The sequence below is a fragment of the Salinispora cortesiana genome (genome assembly GCF_000484695.1).
Lineage (GTDB): Bacteria > Actinomycetota > Actinomycetes > Mycobacteriales > Micromonosporaceae > Micromonospora > Micromonospora cortesiana.
The window spans coordinates 1-19,003 of the sequence record NZ_AXVR01000032.1 but is presented as its reverse complement, the minus strand read 5'-3'; the positions used below and the strand labels follow the sequence as shown (position 1 = coordinate 19,003).

The following is a 19,003-nucleotide window of genomic DNA, read 5'->3' as shown; positions in this document are numbered from 1 at the left end:
TTACGCAGCATGGCGTAAACCCCTTGATCTGTGTCCCTACCGGATCAGGCGCGCGCCTTCTCCCGCATCTCGAAGGTCTCGATCACGTCGCCGACCTGGACGTTGTTGTAACCGGACAGGGTCAGACCACACTCGAAGCCCTCGCGCACCTCGGTCGCGTCGTCCTTGAACCGCTTGAGCGAGCCGATGGTGAGGTTGTCCGCCACCACCGCGCCGTCGCGCAGCAGCCGAGCCTTGGCGTTACGCCGCAGCAGACCCGACCGGACAATGCAGCCGGAGATATTGCCGACCTTGGACGAACGGAACACCTCGCGGACCTCCGCGGTGCCCAGCTCGACCTCCTCGTACTCCGGCTTGAGCAGGCCCTTGAGCGCCGCCTCGATCTCCTCGATGGCCTGGTAGATGACGGTGTAGTACCGAATCTCCACGCCCTCGCGGTCGGCCATCTCGCGGACCTTGTTCGCGGCCCGCACGTTGAAGCCGATGATCGTGACCGCCTCCGACGAGGCGCTCGCGAGCATGACGTCGCTCTCGGTGATCGACCCGACGCCCCGGTGGATGATCCGTAGCTGGACCTCCTCGGGGATGTCGAGGTTGAACAGGGCGTCCTCGAGCGCTTCCACGGAACCGGAGACGTCGCCCTTGAGCACCAGGTTGAGCGAGGTCTTCTCGCCCGCCTTGAGCTGCTCCATGAGCGTCTCGAGGGTGGCCCGACCGCGGGAGTTGGCGAAGGCCGCCGCCCGCCGCCGCGCCTGCCGCTGCTCGGCGATCTGCCGCACGGTGCGGTCGTCCTCGGCGGCCAGGAACGTGTCGCCCGCCCCGGGCACCGCGGTCAGACCCAGCACCAGCACCGGACGAGACGGACCCGCCTCGGCGACCTGGTTGCCGTTCTCGTCGAGCATCGCCCGAACCCGGCCGTGCGCCCCGCCAGCGACGATCGAGTCGCCCGCCCGCAGGGTGCCCTTCTGCACCAGCACCGTCGCCACCGCGCCCCGGCCCTTGTCCAGGTGCGCCTCGATCGCCACACCCTGCGCCGGGCCGTCCGTCGGAGCGGTCAACTCCAGCGACGCGTCCGCGGTCAGCAGGACCGCCTCGAGCAGGCTGTCGATCCCGGTGCCCGGCTTGGCCGCCACGTTGACGAACATGGTGTCGCCGCCGTACTCCTCGGCGACCAGTCCATACTCGGTCAGCTGCTGGCGGACCTTGTCCGGGTTGGCGTCCGGCTTGTCGACCTTGTTGACCGCCACCACGATCGGCACGTCGGCCGCCTTGGCGTGGTTCAACGCCTCGATCGTCTGCGGCATCACCCCGTCGTCGGCCGCGACAACCAGGATCACGATGTCGGTGACCTGGGCGCCACGGGCACGCATGGCGGTGAACGCCTCGTGACCGGGGGTGTCGATGAAGGTGATCGCCCGGTCCTGGTCCTCGTGTGGAACGTGGACCTGGTAGGCGCCGATGTGCTGGGTGATGCCACCCGCCTCGCCGGCCACCACGTTCGCCTTCCGGATCGCATCCAGAAGCTTCGTCTTACCGTGGTCGACGTGACCCATGACGGTCACCACCGGCGGCCGGCTGACCAGACGGTCCTCCGCCACCTCGGCGTCCAGGTCGATGTTGAACTGCGCGAGCAGCTCGCGGTCCTCGTCCTCCGGGCTGACGATCTGGACGACGAAGCCCAGGTGCTCACCCAACAGCAGCAGGGTGTCGTCGGAGCAGGACTGGGTCGCGGTCACCATCTCGCCCAGGTTGAACATCTCCTGGACCAGCGAACCCGGGTTGGCGTTGATCTTGTCGGCGAAGTCCGACAGCGAGGCGCCTCGGGACAACCGGACGGTCTGGCCCTGCCCCCGGGGAGCACCCGAGGACATGGTCGGGGCCGACAGGTTGTCGAACTCCTGTCTGCGCTGCTTCTTCGACTTGCGACCACGGGTCGGCCGGCCACCGGGACGCCCGAAGGCACCCGCGGCACCGCCACCGCGACCGCGACCACCGGGACGGCCGCCACCGGGACCGCCGCGGAAACCACCGCCGCCACCGCCACCGGGGCCGCCGCGGTAACCACCGCCACCGCCGCCACCGCCACCGGGGCCGCCGCGGTATCCACCGCCGCCGCCACCGCCACCGCGGTAACCGCCGCCGCCACCGCCACCGGGGCGGCCGGCGCCGGCGCCGGGACGACCGGAACCGGGACCGCCGGGGCGGCCGGGACGCTGGCTCGGCATGGAAGCCGGGCTCGGCCGCGGCGGCATGGACGCCGGGCTCGGCCGCGGCGGCATGGAGGCCGGGCTGGGCCGTGGACCACCCGCACCGGCGGCCGGGGGACGCTGCTGACCGCCCTGGATGCCGAACGGGTTGTTACCGGCGCCACGCGCCGGCGGACGACCGCCGGACCGGGGACCGGGGCCCGGGGTGGGCCCGCCGGAACGTCCGGCGGCCGGAGAGCCGGGCCGGGGCGGCATCGTGCCGGGACCAGGGCGGGGACCCGGACGCGGACCACCCTCGGTGGGCGGCTCCCGCCGGACATTGTCCCGCTGCTGCTGCCGGGCAGCCTGCGCGGCCTTGACCGCGGCCTCCTGCTCGGCCTTCAGCGCGGCGGCACGCGCCTCGGCGGCCGCCACCTCGATGTCGTGGGCGCTCGCCGGCTTGGCGGCCGGTGTCGCGGACTGCGGCGGACCCGGAACCGGACCCTTGGGCTTCGGGCCGGGCGTCGGGGCACCCGGCCGCCGCGGCGGCATGGGCTTGGCCGTGACGCGGGGGCCGCCCGGGGGCGGCGCCGGGGTTGGGGTCCGAGAAGGGGTCGGAGTCGGGGTCGGGGTCGGGGTCGGCGGGGTCGCCGCCGGCGGAGCCGCCGGCGCGGGCGAGCCGGCGTTGTTGACGAACGCGTTACGCAGCCGTCGGGCGACCGGCGCCTCGACCGTGCTGGACGCGGACTTCACGAACTCGCCCATCTCCTTGAGCTTGGCGAGAACGGTCTTGCTTTCGACCCCGAGCTCCTTGGCGAGCTCGTGTACGCGGGCCTTTCCTGCCACTGCACTCCTCATTCCGAGGTCGTGCGGGCAGCACCCGCAGCGACCTCACTCGTGCACTTGAAGCCTGGTCATTTCTGCGACTTCATCGTGTGCTCATGTCGGTCGTCCTACCTTGCTAGCGACCCGCGTCCGGTCGGGTTGGCCGGACGTCGTGGTTGGCGCATCGATATGCTTCGCAAGCTCACCATAGTCGGGGACCCCGGTGAGGCGCAGCGCCCGCCCGAAAGCACGACGCCGCACCGCCTGCGCGAAGCAGGCCGGATCTGGGTGCACGTGCGCCCCCCGACCCGGCAACCTGCGGGCCGGGTCGGGACGAAGGCTGTGACCAGCCCCATCACCCACCGCGACAACCCGCAGCAGTTCCTTGGTTGACGCTCGAGACCGGCAACCCACACAGGTGCGCTCCGGCAGCGCGCGTCCTACCACTGGGAAAGTCTACCCCTAGCCTCCGGAGATCGCGCGGCCCGGCTCCGGGACGTGATCGGCGGCGGCGTCGCCCGCCGGGCGAGCCGGCTCGGCGTCGGAGCGAATATCAATCCGCCAACCGGTCAATCGAGCGGCAAGCCGGGCATTCTGCCCTTCTCGCCCAATAGCCAGTGAAAGTTGGAAATCTGGCACAGTCACCCGGGCGGTACGGGAGGCCAGATCAACCACCTCCACCCGGAGGGCCTTGGCTGGTGAGAGTGCGTTACCGACGAAGGCCGCCGGATCCTCGGACCAGTCAATAATGTCGATTTTTTCCCCGTGCAACTCACCCATGACCGCCCGCACCCGCTGCCCCATCGGCCCGATGCAGGCGCCCTTGGCGTTCACCCCCGCCGCGATGGAACGGACAGCGATCTTCGTACGGTGACCCGCCTCACGGGCGATCGCGGTGATCTCCACCGTGCCGTCGGCGATCTCCGGCACCTCGAGGGCGAAGAGCTTCTTCACCAACGCCGGGTGCGAGCGGGACAGGGTCACCTGCGGACCGCGTACACCCTTGGCCACGTGCACCACGACGCAGCGCACCCGCTCGCCGTGTGCGTACTGCTCACCGGGGACCTGCTCGGACTGGGGCAGCACCCCCTCCAACTTGCCCAGGTCCACACTGACGATGCCCTTCTCGGCACGCGCCTCGTGTGCCTGGACCACCCCGGTCACCAGGTCACCATCACGACCCACGTACTCGCCGAAGTGCACCTCGTCGGTGGCCTCCCGCAGCCGCTGAAGAATCACCTGCTTGGCGGTCATCGCGGCGATCCGACCGAAGTCGTGCGGGGTGTCGTCCCACTCCCGCACCACACCGCCGTCGGGCTCCACCTCCTGGGCGAAGACCAAGGCCGCACCCGTCTTACGGTCGATCTCCACCCGTGCGTGCGGCTGCGCACCCTCGGTGTGCCGGTAAGCCGTCAGCAGCGCGGTCTCAATCGCCGCGAGGATCGTGTCGAACGGGATTTCCCGCTCACGCTCCAATGCGCGCAGCGCCGCGAGGTCGATGTTCACCTCTCCTCGCCCTCCACATCATCATCGTCGTCGAAATCGCCGGCCTCGTCGGCACCGTCAGCGCCATCCGCCTCGCCCGGGCGAGTGAACTCGACCTGCACCCGACCTGGGCCCAACTCGGCGTAGCGCCACCCCGCCCGACCGGCGTCGGTCTCCAACACCACCTGCTCGTCGTCCGCCTCGACCACCCGGCCGGTGACCTGGCGGTCACCAGTGTCTGCCCGCACCATGACCCGAACCAGACGGCCGGTGTTGCGCCGCCAGTGCCGGGGGAGGGTGAGCGGGCGGGACACGCCCGGCGAGCTGACCTCGAGCTGGTACTCCCCGGCAACGAGGTCCCCGCGCGCCTCCTCGGCCGCGTCCAGGGCGGCGGAGACAGCCCGGGAGACCTCGGCGACGGCGTCCAGGTCGATTCCGCCGTCGGCGTCGACAATCACCTGCACCACATGGCGCCGGCCGGCCCGGGAGATTGACAGCTCCTCCAGGTCGTATCCGGCCTCGCCGACGACTGGTTCGACGACCTCGTGCAACCGGGCCCGCCGGCTGGCGAGATCACCACCACGGCTGACCCGACCGGCGCTGCGTTGGCCACCCGTACGCCGCGGTCGCCCCGTCGGCCCGGTGGGCCTGGTGGCCCGGCCACGCTGGCTCATCTAGCGCCCCTATCTGCTGTTGGCGGCGCCCGGTCGGTCGCCATAGCTACACGCCACCGGGGCGGACGCGCCGGTGGTTGCGCAGAGCGTAACGCGCCGTCCGCCAGTCGGATGGGCCGGCGCACCGACTCCGGCACGCGCGGGGATAGCCAACATGGTGTTGACTTGGGCGGTGATGGGCAAAACGACACAGCGGGATCCACTTCCGGACGGAAGAATGAGACATTCCCGACGAAAAGCGCTACGAGTAGGCGCCCTCCTGACCCTCGGCGCCGCCGTACCGTCGCTCACCGGCTGTGACCCGTTCAACGAGGAACCGCCCCCACCCGACCCGCTCGCCCCCATGGTGGGCGAAGCGCTCGCGCTCGCCGCGGCCTACCGGGACGCCGCCACGACGCACCCCGCGCTGGCCGGCCGACTGACGCCGATCACCGAAGCGCACGCGGCGCACGCGGCGGAGCTGGCCCGGATCACCAAGGTGGCCCTACCGTCGGCCACCCCGACCGCCAGCACCCCCGCCGACCCTGAAGCGACCCTCACCGGGCTACGCGAACACGAGCGGACGGCCGGCGAGTCGGCCACCCGGGCCTGCCTGGCCGCACCGGCCGAACGGGCCGCGCTGCTCGCCAGCATCGCCGCCGCCCGCGCCAGCCACCTGGAGGCGCTGCAGTGAACACCCCCGCCCCGGGCGCGAGCTCCGCCCACGCCGCAGCCCTGACCGCCGAGTACGCCGCCATCTGGGCCTACGGCCCGATCGGGGTACGCCTGACCGGTCCCGCCCAGGAGGCGGCCCGCGACGCCGAGGCGACGCATCGGCGCCGTCGCGACGACCTAGTGCTGCACCTCACCGACACTGGCGACAGCCTCCCGGCTGACCAGGCCGGCTACGCCCTGCCGTTCCCCGTCACCGACGAGCAAAGCGCCCTCCGGCTCGCCGTTGACGTCGAGGAACGTACGGCGGGATTCTGGCAGGCGGCGGTGGCCGCCACCAGCGGCGCCGAGCGGGAACGTGCACTCGCGGCGCTGGTTGACTGTGCGGTGCGGGCCACCCGCTGGCGGGCAACCGCGGGGATCACCCCGCTGACCACGCCCTTCCCCGGACGGACCGCCTGACCCGTTCGGCGACCGGGGCCGGAGCATCGACGCGGGCCGCAGGTCGCGGCAGAATGCTCTCCATGTCCATTCTGGGTTCCCTCACCCGCCGCGTCGGGCACCACCGCTGGTTCAGCACCGCCGCCCGGCTCCTCGTCCCGGTTGACCGCGCGGTCGGGCGGCTCAGCCGCGGGCGGATAGTCGCCCTCGGGCTGCTCCCGTCGCTGGTCATCACCACGACCGGCCGTCGCTCCGGCAAACCCCGCAGCAACCCCCTGCTGTACGTGCCGGACGGGGACGGCTACGTGGTGGTCGGGTCGAACTGGGGACAGAACCACCAGCCCGCCTGGGCGTTGAACCTGCTCGCCGCCCCCCACGCCGAGGTGGACATCAAGGGGCGCCGGTTTCCGGTCCGCGCCGACACGCCCGAGGACGCCGAACGGGACCGACTCTGGCAGTTGCTGGTGACCGAGTGGCCGGCCTACCAGACCTACGTGCAGCGGGCCGGCGACCGCAAAATCCACATCTTCCGGCTGGCACCCGTCGCCGGGTAGCCGGAACTCCTCCTACAGCCCACCCTGAATACCGATCATGGTGCCGATGCCGTAGGTCGCGGCGGCGGCGAGGCCACCCAGCAGCAGCTGACGCAGGCCCGCCGCCCACCAGCGCCGGCTGGTGAACCGGGCGACGATCGCGCCGGCCAGGAAGAGGCCGAGGCCGCCGACACCGAGCGCCAGCCAGAGACTGGTGCTGCCGAGCAGGTAGGGCAGCAGGGGCATCAGGGCGCCGACGGAGAAGCAGACGAAGGACGAGATCGCCGCCGTCCACGGGCTCGGCTGGTCGTCCGGGTCGACGCCCAACTCCTCCCGGACGTGTACCCGCAGCGCCTCCTCGGGGTTGCGCCGCACCACCTCCGCGACCTGCGTCGCAAGCTCCCGGGGCAGGCCGCGGGCCACCCAGGTGTCCGCCAGTTCACGCGCCTCGACCTCGGGATGCCGTTCCAGCTCCCGCCGCTCCTTGGCCACCTCCGCGGCGACCTGTTCGTTGGCCGACCGGACGCTGGTGTATTCCCCCAGCCCCATGGAGATGGCCCCGGCAACCAGGCCGGCGGTGCCGGTGAGGAGCACGGCACGCGCCGACACCCCGCCACCCCCCACCCCCGCGATCAGGGCGATGTTGGTGACCAGTCCGTCCATCGCTCCGAAGACCGCGGGGCGCAGCCAGCCGCCGGAGACGTCCGCGTGGTGCGCCTCCCGCAGCGCCGCCGGGGTCTCGGTCACGGCAGGGTGAGGATCTCGTATCCGTCGTCGGTCACGAGAATCGTGTGCTCGAACTGGGCGGTCCACTTTCGGTCCTTGGTCACCACGGTCCAGCCGTCATCCCACATGTCGTACTGGTGGGTGCCGAGGGTGATCATCGGCTCGATGGTGAAGGTCATGCCCGGCTCCATCACGTCGGTGGGCCGGGGGCTGTCGTAGTGCGGCACATAGAGCCCGCTGTGGAACGCCGCGCCGATGCCGTGCCCGGTGAAGTCACGCACCACGCCGTAGCCGAAGCGCTTCGCGTACGACTCGATCACCCGACCGATCACGTTGATCTGCCGACCGGGGGCGACCGCCCGAATGCCCCGCATCGTCGCCTTGTGGGTCCGCTCGACCAGCAACCGGACCTCCTCGCTCACCTCCCCCACGCAGAAGGTGGCATCGGTGTCGCCGTGCACCCCGTCGAGGAAGGCGGTGACATCGACGTTGATGATGTCACCGTCCTGAAGCACCGTCGAGTCGGGGATGCCGTGGCAGATCACCTCGTTCAGGCTGGTGCAGCAGGACTTGGGGAACCCCCGATAGCCCAGCGTTGACGGGTAGGCGCCGTGGTCACAGAGGAACTCGTGCACCACCTTGTCGATCTCGTCGGTGGAGACCCCCGGCTTGCAGTGCTCGCCCGCGAGCGCAATGGCCTGCGCCGCCAACCGCCCGGCGGCCCGCATCCGCTCGATGGTCTCCGGAGTCTGCACGTGTGAGCCACGCCATTGTTTGGGCTCTTTCTTGCCCACGTACTCGGGTCGGGGAATGTGGGCGGGCACCTGTCGCCAGGGAGAGAGCGTGCCGGGGGTCAACGGTGCACGGACGGTCATGGCGCAAGCCTAACGCTGCGACCTCGACACCGCGGGGCGCCCATCGTGCCCCGGCCGCCACGGCCGAGCGTGCGCCGCCCGAAATGATTTGCCTCACTGCCGGCCCCGGCCGCATCCTGACTGCGGTGACCAGGCCCGATCCGGACGGGCCAGCGCCGGGCGCTCGGCAACGCCCGGCGGAGCGGTGGCCGGGACCCGACCTCTCTCTCACGTACGGTGACCGCCGTACCCGACGGGTTCCGCGCCGCCGCTCCCTGCCCCACAGCGCCGCTCCCCGCCCACGGCGCACCTCCGATCCAGGGCGCACCTCCGATCCACGGCGGCGAACGCTCGGTTGGGCGGGGAAATGCCCTCAGGTGCGCTGTCCCCGGAGCCGGGCCGTGATCTCACCCGCCGGCCCCGGCACACCGAACCAGTAGCCCTGCCCGGTGTCGCACCGCAGTGCCCGCAGCCGCTCGGCCTGCACCCCGGTCTCCACCGCCTCGGCGGTGACCGACAACCCGAGCGCCCGCGCCAACCGCACCAGGGCGTCCACGATCTGCTCGTCCCGATGGCCGACCGCCCGCTCTGTGCCGTCCTCGCGCAGCCCCTCCACGAACGGGCCCGCCAACTTCAGCGTCCGGATCGGCAACCGGCGCAGATACGCCAGATTCGAGTAGCCGGTGCCGAAGTCGTCGATCGCCAGCCCCACCCCCAGCTCGGCGAGCCGGTGCAACGCCCGCAGCGGCTCCCCCGCGGTACCCATCACGGCGCTCTCGGTCAGCTCCAGCTGCAGGAGCTCGGCGGGGAGCCCACTGTCGGTCAACGCCTCCGCCACCATGTCCACGATGTCGGGGTGTTCCACCTGACGCGCGGCGAGGTTGACGCTGACGACCAGGCGAGCCTCCGGAACCTCACGTCGCCAGGTATCGGCGTCCCGGCACGCCTGGCGCAGCACCCACTCCCCGAGTTGGACGATCAACCCGGTCTCCTCGGCCAGCCCGATGAACCGGGCCGGGCCAAGCCAACCCAGCTGGGGATGCTGCCAGCGGACGAGCGCCTCCACGGCCAGCATCGATCCGTCCTGCAGGGAGACGATCGGCTGGTAGTCCAGCACGAACTCACCCCGCTCCAAGGCCGCCGGCAGCCCGGCGGCCAACGTGGACCGGGCGATCTCACGTGCGCTGCGCTCCCGGTCCCAGACCGCCCACCGGCCACGCCCCTCGGCCTTGGCCCAGTACAGCGTGGTGTCGGCCGCCTTCATCAGCTCCGACGGGTCGGTCGTGTGCACCGGGCACTCGACGATGCCGACGCTCGCCGAGACCATGAGCTGGTGGTCACCGATCCGAATCGGTGCGGCGACGGCCGCGAGTGCGGCCTCCGCGACGCTCACCACGTCGTCGAGGGACTCCCCGTCGTCGACCAGGATGACGAACTCGTCGCCCCCCATCCGGGCCACCAGATGCCCGAACCCGGCGACGCAGTCCGACAACCGATCGGCGATCACCACCAGCAGCTGGTCGCCCAGATCGTGACCGAGGCTGTCGTTGACCGCCTTGAACCCGTCCAGATCCAGGAAGCAGACCCCGACCGGGCGGCCGGCGCCGGCGTTGTCGAAGACCACCCCGAGGGTCTCGAAGAAGAGGGTCCGGTTGGGCAGGCCGGTGAGCGGGTCGTGCAGTGCCTGAAACCGAAGGCGCTGCTGGAGCTCGTAGCGCTCGGTGATGTCCTCGACCACCGCGACGGTGAACCGGGGACGGCCGTCGTCATACCGGACCAACGACACCGCCAGGTCGGTCCAGACGGCCGTGCCGTCCTTGCGGTAGTACCGCTTCTCGACCCGGACGGAGTCCCGCTTGCCCTCAACGACCTCCTGGTACAGCTCCCAGATCCCGGCCGCGTCGTCGGGGTGAAACAGCGACGACACGTTGCGCCGCCGCAGCTCCTCGATCGTGTAGCCGAGCATGTCGGCGAAGACCTGATTGACATCGATGATCTGGCCGTCGACCAAGCCGATCCCGATCCCGATGGCGGCACCGGAGAAGACCGCGCGGAACCGGGCCTCGCTGTCCCGCAGCGCCTGCTCCACCTCGTCCCGCGCCTGCCAGGCCGAGCGCGCGATCCGCTCCTGCTGGGTGAAGGTACGGTCCCGCAACGCGCCGGCGAATCCGGCTGCCATCGCGCCCTGCAACGCCGCGACCCGAGTCGCCGCCTCCGCCGTACCGACCAGGTCGGGCAGCACCCGGGCGAGGAACCGGTCACCGAGCGCCCGGACCGACCAGTCGAGCACCCCCGGCTCGGTCAGGTGCGCCTCGGCCAGTGCCTGGCCGACCTGGGCCGCAGGTTGGGACGAGAAGGGCTCGGCGCGCAGCGCCTGGGCCAGCCGGACGGTGTGCAGGTGCAACAGCCGCTGGGTCTCCTCAGCGCTGAACGGGACGAAACCGAGCCGGCGTACGGCGCGGGCCCACTCGGCCGCATACCCCTGGGCACCGGCCTGGCTGCGGTCACGCCCTCCGGACTCCAGGACGACGGCCACCGCGATCAGCCGACCGATTGGTCGTGGCGGGCAACCCCGCCGAAGGCGCCGAACTGCTCCGGATTGTCATCCACGTCGGAGGCGGAGTCCGGCCGCCACAACGGCATGTGGACCACGCCCGGCTCCAGGAGGGTCCAGTCCCCGAAGAAGCCGGTGATCTCGGCGCGGGAGCGCAGCGTGATCTCGGTGTCGGTACGCGCCGACAACCGCTGGGCATCGAGCATCTCCCGTGGCTGCTCCTCGAATGTGGAGTGCGAGATCACCAGGCAGCTGCCGGGCGCGGCGGCGGCCCGAAGCGTGGCGAGGAGGTCCCCCGGGCGGTCGTCGTCACCGACGAAGTGCACCACCCCGGCGAGCAGGATGCCCAGCGGCCGGTCGAAGTCCAGCAGCTTCAGCTCCCGGGCCTGCGCCAGGATGTACTCGGGATCGCGCAGGTCGGCGTGGATGACTCCGGTCCGGTCGTTACCCACCAGCAGTTCCCGGCTGTGCGCCACCGCGACCGGGTCGATGTCGACGTAGACGATCCGGGCGTTCGGGTTGACCGCCTGGGCCACCTCGTGCACGTTTCCGACGGTCGGGATGCCGGAGCCGATGTCGAGGAACTGGTCGATGCCATCGTGCAGCAGCACCCGGACCGCGCGGCGGAGAAACTCGCGACCGGCGCGCATGGTGCCGGCGAGGTTCGGCGTCATGCTGGCGATCTGCTCGGCGAGCCGCCGATCGATCTCGAAATTGTGGGCCCCGCCGAGAAAGTAGTCATACACCCGGGCCGCGCTCGGGCGAGAAAGGTCGATCTCGGCGGGAAGTCCGTCCTGCTTCTGCACAGTGTTACACCCCAGTTCGCCGCCGCGGTGCGGGAGGGTGCCGGTGTCGAGACGCGTGCGGACACGCGGAGGCCACCGGCCGACCCGCGGATCGTTTGATGCAGACAACTGTAGGCGCGCGTCAATCCGGGCGGGAGGGCCCAGGCGGGGGCCGCCACCGATCACCCCACGGACTCCAACAGCAGCGAAAAGCCCTGGCCCACCCCGACACACATGGTGGCCAGCGCCCGCCGGCCGCCCCGGCGACGCAGCTCCAGGGCAGCGGTCAGCGCCAGCCGGGCCCCACTCGCGCCGAGCGGATGCCCCAACGCGATCGCGCCCCCGTTGGGGTTGACATGCTCGGCGTCCTCCGGCAACCCCAGTTCCCGCAGGACCGCCACCGCCTGCGCGGCGAACGCCTCGTTCAGCTCGACCACGTCCAGGTCGCCCACCCCCAGGCCGAGCCGGTCGAGGAGCCGGCGGGTGGCCGGCACCGGACCGACGCCCATCACCCGCGGTGGCACACCGGCCGCGGCGGAGCCGACGACCCGGGCCAGTGGGGTCAGGTCGTACCGCGTGAGTGCCGCCTCGGAGGCCACCAGCAGCGCCACCGCACCGTCGTTGACACCGGAGGAGTTACCGGCGGTGATCGTGCCCCCCGCCCGGAACGGGGTGGGCAGCGCGGCCAGCTTCGCCAGCGACGTCTCCCGCGGATGTTCGTCGACCTCGACCAGCGTGGTCCCCCGCCGACCGGCGGGAGCCGACACCGGCACGATCTCCTCGGCGAGCCGACCGTCGGCCTGGGCCTTGGCCGCGCGCTGCTGGGAGCGGTACGCGAACTCGTCCTGGGTGGCACGCGCGACGCCGTACTCGGCGGCCACGTTCTCCGCGGTCTCCGGCATCGAGTCGATGCCCCACCCCTGTTCCAGCAACGGGTTCACCAGCCGCCAGCCGATGGTCGTGTCGTAGACCTCCGCGTTACGGGAGAACGCGGTCTCGGCCTTGGGCAACACGAACGGCGCCCGGCTCATGCTCTCCACCCCGCCGGCCAGCACCAGGTCAGCCTCGCCGGCGACGACGGAGCGGGCGGCGAGGGCGAGGGCGTCCAGGCCGGAGCCGCAGAGCCGGTTGACCGTGCTGCCGGGCACCTGCTCGGGCAGCCCACCGAGCAGCGCCGCCATCCGGGCCACGTTGCGGTTGTCCTCACCGGCCTGGTTCGCGCAGCCCAGGAGCACATCGTCGGTCCGGGCCCAGTCCACCGTCGGGTGCCGCGTGACCAGCTCCCGGATCACGTGCGCGGCCAGGTCGTCGGGGCGGACGCCGGCGAGCGCCCCGGCGTACCTCCCGATCGGGGTACGGACACCAGCCACCAGATATGCCACGGTCATCGCGAGTCCTTCGGGGATGGGAAGGGTCGGGGGGTGGAACGGACCCGGATCCCGGGCGACGCTCCGGCGTCAGGATATCGATGCCCGGACCGGCGAGGTCGACGGTGCAGGGATGCCGGCCCACGTCGGCGAGGTCGACGGTGCGGTGCCGGCCCGGACCAGCAGAGTGGGGAGGGTCACCGGTTCATGGCCCCCCAGCCAGCGAAGAGCCGTGTAACGTCGTCCGGCAATGACCAACGTCTGGAATCTCACCGTGCGCTTGTACGTCGATCTTCGACGGCAGGCCAGCGGTGTCTGTCCGGCGCGGCCGCACCTCTGACGCCGCCCGCACCTTTCGCTCTTCCAGACTTGGACCTTTCATGCGCAAGATCCCCTTTTCTGTGCAGATTCTGCTCGGCCTCGCCCTCGGCGTGGCCCTCGGCTACCTCGCCCGGGCCGGTGAACTGAGCTGGCTGGCCAGTGGCCTCGACATCGTCGGTGGCCTCTTCGTCCAGCTACTCAAGCTCGCCGTGCCACCCCTGGTCTTCACCGCCATCGTGATCAGCGTGGTCAGTCTGCGGGGCGTGGCCAACGCCGCCCGGCTGGCGCTGCGCACCCTGCTCTGGTTCGGCGCCACCGCGCTCATCGCGGTCAGCATCGGCATCGGCCTCGGGCTTCTCACCAACCCCGGCCGCGGGGTCGCCCTGGACACGGCCGACGCCACCGCCCCGACCAGGACCGGCTCCTGGACCGACTTCCTCACCGGCATCGTCCCGACCAACCCGGTCGGTGCCTTCGTCGAGGGCAACGTCCTCCAGATCGTCTTCCTCGCCCTTGTGATCGGCGCGGCGGCCCTGCTGGTCGGCCCGCCCGCCGAGCCGTTCGTCGCACTCAACCGGGCCCTACTGGAGATCGTCCAGAAGGCGCTGTGGTGGGTGATCCGGCTCGCCCCGATCGGGACCCTGGGCCTGATCGGCAAGGCCGTCGCCACGTACGGCTGGGACCTGCTGGCCCCGCTGGCCCGCTTCACCACCGCCGTCTACGTCGGCTGCGCGATCGTGCTGTTCGTGGTCTACCCGCTGCTGCTGCTCGGCGCCGGCCGACTCAACCCGCTGCGCTTCTTCGCCGGCGCCGGTCCGGCGATCCAGCTGGCCTTCGTCTCCCGCTCCTCGGTCGGCACCATGCCGGTGACCCAGCGCGCGGTCGAGCGGCTGGGGGTCCCCCGCGAGTACGCCTCGTTCGCGGTCCCGTTCGGCGCCACCACGAAGATGGACGGCTGCGCGGCGATCTACCCGGCCCTGGCCGCCATCTTCGTGGCGCAGGTCTTCGGGGTGGAGCTGGGCGTCACCGACTACCTGCTGATCGCCTTCGTCTCCGTGGTCGGCTCGGCGGCGACCGCCGGGCTCACCGGCGCGATCGTCATGCTGACGCTGACGCTGAGCACGCTCGGCCTGCCGCTGGCCGGCGCGGGCCTGCTGCTGGCCATCGACCCCATCCTGGACATGGTCCGCACCGCGACCAACGTCGCCGGGCAGGCCCTCGTGCCGACGATCGTGGCGGCCCGGGAGGGCACCCTCGACCGGACCGCGTACGACTCGGCCGGCCGGCGGAGCCTGGTTGACGAGGACCCGGTGGAGCGCGATTCCCGGCCCGGCCAGCGCGAAGAGCCGGCCCTGGCTCCCGCCTGAGCGGATCCCCCGCCCGGCCCCGCCCCGGTACTGGGGGCGGGGCCGGCGTCGGTGCTGGGGCGGGGGCCGACGTCGGTCCCGACCGACCCGACCGGCACCCCGCGCCCCAGCACCGGGGCTTCCCGTCAGCCGGCCAGGTGCGACCACTGGGCCGCCAGCTCACACCAGCGGCCCTGGGCGGCCACCCGGCCGTCGTCCAGCACCAGGACGTGGTCGGCGCGGAGCAGCGCCGCCCGTTTCGAGGTCGACCCCAGTACCGTGACCCCGTGCCGTCGCAGCGCCGCCCAGAGCGCCAGCTCCGTGGTGACATCCAACGCGGAGGAGACGTCGTCGGCGACCAGCAGCTCGGTCCGCGGGGCGAGCGCACGGGCCAGCGCGAGCCGCTGCAGCTGCCCGCCCGAGAGCCGGGTGCCCTTGTGCCCGATGACCAGCCCGAGACCGGCCCCGGAGGCCGCCAGGTCCGGCTCGAGCTGGGCGGTGGACGCCGCCGCGGCGGCGTCGGCCGGATAGCCGAGGGTGATGTTGTCGGCGACCGTCCCGGAGAGCACCCGGGGCTGCTGACCGACGTAGCCGACCTGGTGCGGGCGGAGAAACAGCTCCGGCTCGGTCACCGGCACGCCGTTCCACATCAGCCGGCCGGTGTGCGGCACGATCCCGGCGAGGGCCCGCAGCAGCGACGACTTGCCCGAACCGACCGGACCGACCACCAGGACGAGCTGGCCGCGTTCGATCGTCAGGTCGACATCGCGGACCGCCGCCACCCCGTCCGTGTGCCGGACCCCAAACCCGGCCAACTCGAGCCGACGCAGCGGGTGCCGCGCCGGCGCCGGCGGCACCGGAGCGGTACCGGCCGCCGGGTCGACCCCCGGCAGCGCCGCCGAGTACGCCGGCGCCCCGGTCATCGCCACCGTCCGCTGGGTCCATACCCGAGCCGACGGCACCTGGGAGAGCAGCGACGCCGCGGTCCAGGCGATCCAGCGCGCCGCGACGAGCGTGGAGACGGCGACCAGGGTCGCGCCGGCCGACAGAACACCGGCCAGGAACAGCGCCCACGCACCGATCGGTAGCAGCCCGCTGACCAACGACGGCGTGGAGCGGGACCACACCTGGGTGGTGATCTCCCGACGCTGGCGCTCGCTCCGGATGGCATCCAGGTCGGCGAGATGGTCGAGCACCGGCCCGGTCGCGCCGGCCAGCTTCACCGTCCGCGCGGCGGAGAGCCCGGAGACCAACGCGGTCGCGTACGCGGCCCGCGCCGTCACCGTCCCCCGTGCGCTGCGCTCCAGGGCCGGGCCGAACAAGGCGGCCACCAGCGCGGACACCACCATCGTCCCGAGGAAGAAGAGTCCGGGTACGACGCTGCCGGAGATCACGGTCATCGCCACCAGCAGGACCAGGCCGAAGAACTGGTCCACCATGTTGTCGGCGAGCTCCACGACCCGTTCGGTGTCACCGCCCTGGGCGACCACCTCGGCGGGGGTGTAGCCGCTGACCCGCCGGTGCCCGGTCTGCCCATGCACCAGCCGAAGGTTGATCCGCAGCATCTGTCGCACCCACCAGTTCTGGAACCACAGCGCCGAATACCAGTGGATGGGCAGCGTGACCAGCAGCCCGGCCGCGATGCCGAGCGCCGGCAGCAACGGCTCACCGACGCCGTCGACCACATCCGCCCAGAGCCACGGCAGCACCGGGCCGTCCAGGCCGACCAACACCAGCACCACGAAGGGTGCCATGGCCGCCAGCCCGTACCGTGGGTCGTTGCCGAGCAGCCGGAAGACCTCCCGCAGCGTTCGACCAAGGGACGCCACTGGTGGGGGCGAGGTATCCCCAGCCGCCGGCCGGCGTTCCTCGGCCGACGGCGAGACGTCCACGGGGACCGGCGCCGTGGGCGTCGCCGGGGCGGGTTCGGGCCCGGCGTCCGGCTCCGGCCCGTCCAGCAGCCCAACGCCGACGCCGATGCCGACGCCGCTACCGCTGGTGGGGCCGGGACCACCACCGCCGATGCCGACCTGAACGGGCGCGTGGACGCCGGTGCTGACGGGGGTGCCGGCCGGGGTGACAGCGTCGCTGATCACGCCGTCGCTGATCACGCCGTCGCTGATGGCCAGCAGTTCAGCAAAACGACCCGACTCCCGCAGCGGCCCGGCCTCCAGTACCGCGCCGTCGGCCAGCACCACCACCTCGTCGCAGTGCCGGACCGAGGAGAGCCGGTGCGCGATGACGATGCCGATCCGGTCGCGCAGCAGCCGTTCGGTGGCCGCCTGCACCCGCGCCTCGGTGACCGGGTCGAGCCGGGCGGTCGCCTCGTCCAGGATCACCACGTGCGGGTCCCGCACCAGAATCCGGGCGAACGCGACCAGTTGCTCCTGTCCGGCCGAGAGGACGTGCCCACCCTCACCGAGCCGGGTCCGCAGCCCGTCGGGGAGTTCGGTGGCCCAGCCGTCGAGGCCCAGTTCGCGCAGGGCGTCGGCGGCGGCGTCGAGCAGGTCCGGGTCGAAGAGGGCGATGTTCTCGGCGAGGGTGCCGGCCAGGATCTCGGTACGCTGTGGCACCACCGCCACCCATTGGCGCAGCTTCTCGACATCGATGTCGCGCAGATCGCGGCCGCCGAGCAGGACCGTCCCGGCCGGCACATCGACCGCCCGGGTGAGCACCTTCGCCAGCGTGGACTTACCCGAACCGGTCCGGCCGACCAGGGCGTACGAACGGCCACGGGTGAAGGTGAGGTGGATGTCGCGCAGGGCCGGCCCACCGCTGCCCTCGGCCACCGGGTACTGGAAGGTCAGACCCCGCACCGTCAGCTCGCCGTCGACCGGCGTCAGCCCGCCCACCGGCTCCTGCGGAGAACCCGCCAGCAGCCCTACGCGACCCCAGGCACCGAGCATGTACTGGATCTCCGGCACCAGCCGGCTGACGTGCTCGACGGTCACGCCGAAAGCGACGGCGAGCAGCCACACGGCGGTCAGCCGGGCGCTGTCCACCCACCCGTTGGCCAGCGCCCAGGCTCCCGCGAGCACCACCGCGGCGATCCCGACGCTGGTGACGCCGACCGCGGTGGTGGCGACCCGGGTCGACATCCGCCACACCGGCATCGCCCGGGCGAGCACGGCCGCCGCCCGGGTGGCCCAGAGCCGCAACACGTACGGCTGGGCGAGGCTGGTCCGCACGTCATCCTGGCCGTGGACGGCCTCCTCCATCACCGCAGCCAGGTCGGACCAGGCCGCTTCCTCGGCCATCCGGGCCGGAACAATGCGGGCGGTGGTCCGGCGCAGGCCGACGGCGAGGACACCGACGAGCAGCAGCATGGTCAGCCCGGCCGGCCACCAGACACCTAGTGCGACGACCGCGGAGAACAGGCCCGCGGTCAGCATCTGGGCGATGCGGATACCCTGCGATCGGACCCCGGCGGCTACGTCATAGACGTCGCCGTCGATCCGGTCAAGCAGCTCGCCAACCGGTGTCGCCTCCAAGGTGGGCAGGTCCTGCCCGAAGGCGACCCGGCAGAGCCGGCGCCGGACGGCTGCGGACCAGTCGGCGGACACCCCGGCCAGCACCAGATCGACCACGAGAGCACTGATCACGGCGGCGATCAGCGCCACCGCGAGCAGGGCGAAGGCACCCACTGAGCGGTGCACCAGAACCGGCCCGGCCAACGCGGCGGCAGCGGCCTGACCGCTGGCGCCGAGCAGAACCAGGATGCCCACGATCGTCATGCGGCGGGGCGCGGTGGCCCACAGGTCACGGAGCAGGCGCACGGGAAACCCTTACGACGAGCGGCGTTGGAACGCCCAGCCTCGCCCGGCGGGGACCCGTCGCTCAACGCATTTTGGCCCTGCCGACCGGGGGCACCCCGTCGGGACGCCAGCCAAGCTGACTGCGAGTACCGGATTGGCGACAGACCGCGCTGCGCGTTGTCTGGGGCTCTTCAGCGCACAGTTCACTGGTATCCGATTGATGCCCATTTGGTGGTGTGGTCGGGGGCATGGTGGTCGTGGAATCTCGGGGGGCGTGGGGGTGTTACACCCTGCGTACGGCCGAGCAGGCGCCTCGCTCAGGTGGGTGACGCCGGGTGCGGGTCGCCGGGAATGGTGGTGGCTGGTCGGTCGTTACATCTGGACCCGGCGCCGTGCGCGTCCCCCGTGAGACCCGCGGTCGCCGCCCTCTTTTTCTTGTGATCTTTTGAGCGCCGGACGGTGCTTGCACCCCTTTTGCCGCCTGACCCCCTGTGGGCGTG

The 19,003-nt window shown here is 71.9% G+C and carries 14 protein-coding genes; 4 read left to right on the top strand and 10 right to left on the bottom strand.

Going from position 1 to position 19,003, the window contains the following annotated elements; genetic code table 11:
* Positions 1-44 precede the first annotated feature (44 nt).
* The 4 genes from infB to rimP form a co-directional block, all read right to left on the bottom strand.
* The gene (gene infB, locus K228_RS0115090) at positions 45-3,032 is read right to left on the bottom strand and encodes a translation initiation factor IF-2 (RefSeq protein WP_025619189.1); all 2,988 of its coding nucleotides are present in this window, start codon (positions 3,030-3,032) and stop codon (positions 45-47) included.
* Positions 3,033-3,125: 93 nt separating this feature from the next.
* Positions 3,126-3,458: a YlxR family protein gene (locus tag K228_RS27240; protein ID WP_025619188.1), complete on the bottom strand. Its 333-nt coding sequence runs from the start codon at positions 3,456-3,458 to the stop codon at positions 3,126-3,128.
* Between the two features lie 15 nt (positions 3,459-3,473).
* On the bottom strand, positions 3,474-4,517 hold the full coding sequence (gene nusA, locus K228_RS0115080) for a transcription termination factor NusA (protein WP_025619187.1): 1,044 nt from the start codon (positions 4,515-4,517) through the stop codon (positions 3,474-3,476).
* Positions 4,514-5,170, bottom strand: coding sequence for a ribosome maturation factor RimP (rimP, locus tag K228_RS0115075; RefSeq protein WP_025619186.1), 657 nt, complete (start codon positions 5,168-5,170; stop codon positions 4,514-4,516). Before rimP ends, nusA begins: the two co-directional genes overlap by 4 nt.
* Before the next feature lie 217 nt (positions 5,171-5,387).
* Here rimP and K228_RS25650 point away from each other — a divergent pair, with 217 nt between their 5' ends.
* The 3 genes from K228_RS25650 to K228_RS0115060 all read left to right on the top strand — a co-directional run bounded on the left by K228_RS25650 (position 5,388) and on the right by K228_RS0115060 (position 6,816).
* Positions 5,388-5,843 (top strand): hypothetical protein, encoded by a 456-nt coding sequence (locus tag K228_RS25650; protein WP_080671611.1) that lies wholly within the window; start codon positions 5,388-5,390, stop codon positions 5,841-5,843.
* Positions 5,840-6,283 carry a ferritin-like domain-containing protein gene (locus K228_RS0115065; protein ID WP_025619184.1) on the top strand — a complete coding sequence of 148 codons (444 nt, stop codon included), beginning with the start codon at positions 5,840-5,842 and terminating at the stop codon, positions 6,281-6,283. Before K228_RS25650 ends, K228_RS0115065 begins: the two co-directional genes overlap by 4 nt.
* Before the next feature lie 62 nt (positions 6,284-6,345).
* Positions 6,346-6,816 (top strand): nitroreductase family deazaflavin-dependent oxidoreductase, encoded by a 471-nt coding sequence (locus K228_RS0115060; protein ID WP_025619183.1) that lies wholly within the window; start codon positions 6,346-6,348, stop codon positions 6,814-6,816.
* Between the two features lie 12 nt (positions 6,817-6,828).
* On the opposite strand, the gene K228_RS0115055 is transcribed toward K228_RS0115060, so the two are convergent.
* The 5 genes from K228_RS0115055 to pcaF all read right to left on the bottom strand — a co-directional run bounded on the left by K228_RS0115055 (position 6,829) and on the right by pcaF (position 13,102).
* Positions 6,829-7,542: a VIT1/CCC1 transporter family protein gene (locus tag K228_RS0115055; RefSeq protein WP_025619182.1), complete on the bottom strand. Its 714-nt coding sequence runs from the start codon at positions 7,540-7,542 to the stop codon at positions 6,829-6,831.
* On the bottom strand, positions 7,539-8,396 hold the full coding sequence (gene map, locus K228_RS0115050; protein WP_025619181.1) for a type I methionyl aminopeptidase: 858 nt from the start codon (positions 8,394-8,396) through the stop codon (positions 7,539-7,541). Before map ends, K228_RS0115055 begins: the two co-directional genes overlap by 4 nt.
* Before the next feature lie 352 nt (positions 8,397-8,748).
* A complete protein-coding gene (locus tag K228_RS0115045; RefSeq protein ID WP_025619180.1) occupies positions 8,749-10,911 on the bottom strand; it encodes a putative bifunctional diguanylate cyclase/phosphodiesterase in 2,163 nt (720 codons plus the stop codon).
* A gap of 5 nt (positions 10,912-10,916) precedes the next feature.
* Positions 10,917-11,735 (bottom strand): SAM-dependent methyltransferase, encoded by an 819-nt coding sequence (locus tag K228_RS0115040; protein ID WP_025619179.1) that lies wholly within the window; start codon positions 11,733-11,735, stop codon positions 10,917-10,919.
* Between the two features lie 161 nt (positions 11,736-11,896).
* Entirely contained in the window at positions 11,897-13,102 is a 1,206-nt protein-coding gene (pcaF, locus tag K228_RS0115035) for a 3-oxoadipyl-CoA thiolase (RefSeq protein WP_025619178.1), read from the bottom strand.
* 359 nt (positions 13,103-13,461) lie between these two features.
* Between pcaF and K228_RS0115025 the strand changes: the two genes are divergently transcribed.
* Positions 13,462-14,769 (top strand): dicarboxylate/amino acid:cation symporter, encoded by a 1,308-nt coding sequence (locus K228_RS0115025; protein ID WP_025619177.1) that lies wholly within the window; start codon positions 13,462-13,464, stop codon positions 14,767-14,769.
* A 125-nt stretch (positions 14,770-14,894) separates the two neighbouring features.
* Here the strand turns inward: K228_RS0115025 and K228_RS0115020 are convergent, their stop codons facing one another.
* Positions 14,895-18,524: an ABC transporter ATP-binding protein gene (locus tag K228_RS0115020; RefSeq protein WP_025619176.1), complete on the bottom strand. Its 3,630-nt coding sequence runs from the start codon at positions 18,522-18,524 to the stop codon at positions 14,895-14,897.
* Positions 18,525-19,003: the final 479 nt, after the last annotated feature.

Bases quoted from the DNA above. Each gene is read 5' to 3' on its own strand.
- rimP (WP_025619186.1), bottom strand. From the start codon at position 5,170: ATGAGCCAGCGTGGCCGGGCCACCAGGCCCACCGGGCCGACGGGGCGA.
- K228_RS0115025 (WP_025619177.1), top strand. From the start codon at position 13,462: ATGCGCAAGATCCCCTTTTCTGTGCAGATTCTGCTCGGCCTCGCCCTC.
- map (WP_025619181.1), bottom strand. From the start codon at position 8,396: ATGACCGTCCGTGCACCGTTGACCCCCGGCACGCTCTCTCCCTGGCGA.
- K228_RS0115060 (WP_025619183.1), top strand. From the start codon at position 6,346: ATGTCCATTCTGGGTTCCCTCACCCGCCGCGTCGGGCACCACCGCTGG.
- pcaF (WP_025619178.1), bottom strand. From the start codon at position 13,102: ATGACCGTGGCATATCTGGTGGCTGGTGTCCGTACCCCGATCGGGAGG.
- K228_RS25650 (WP_080671611.1), top strand. From the start codon at position 5,388: ATGAGACATTCCCGACGAAAAGCGCTACGAGTAGGCGCCCTCCTGACC.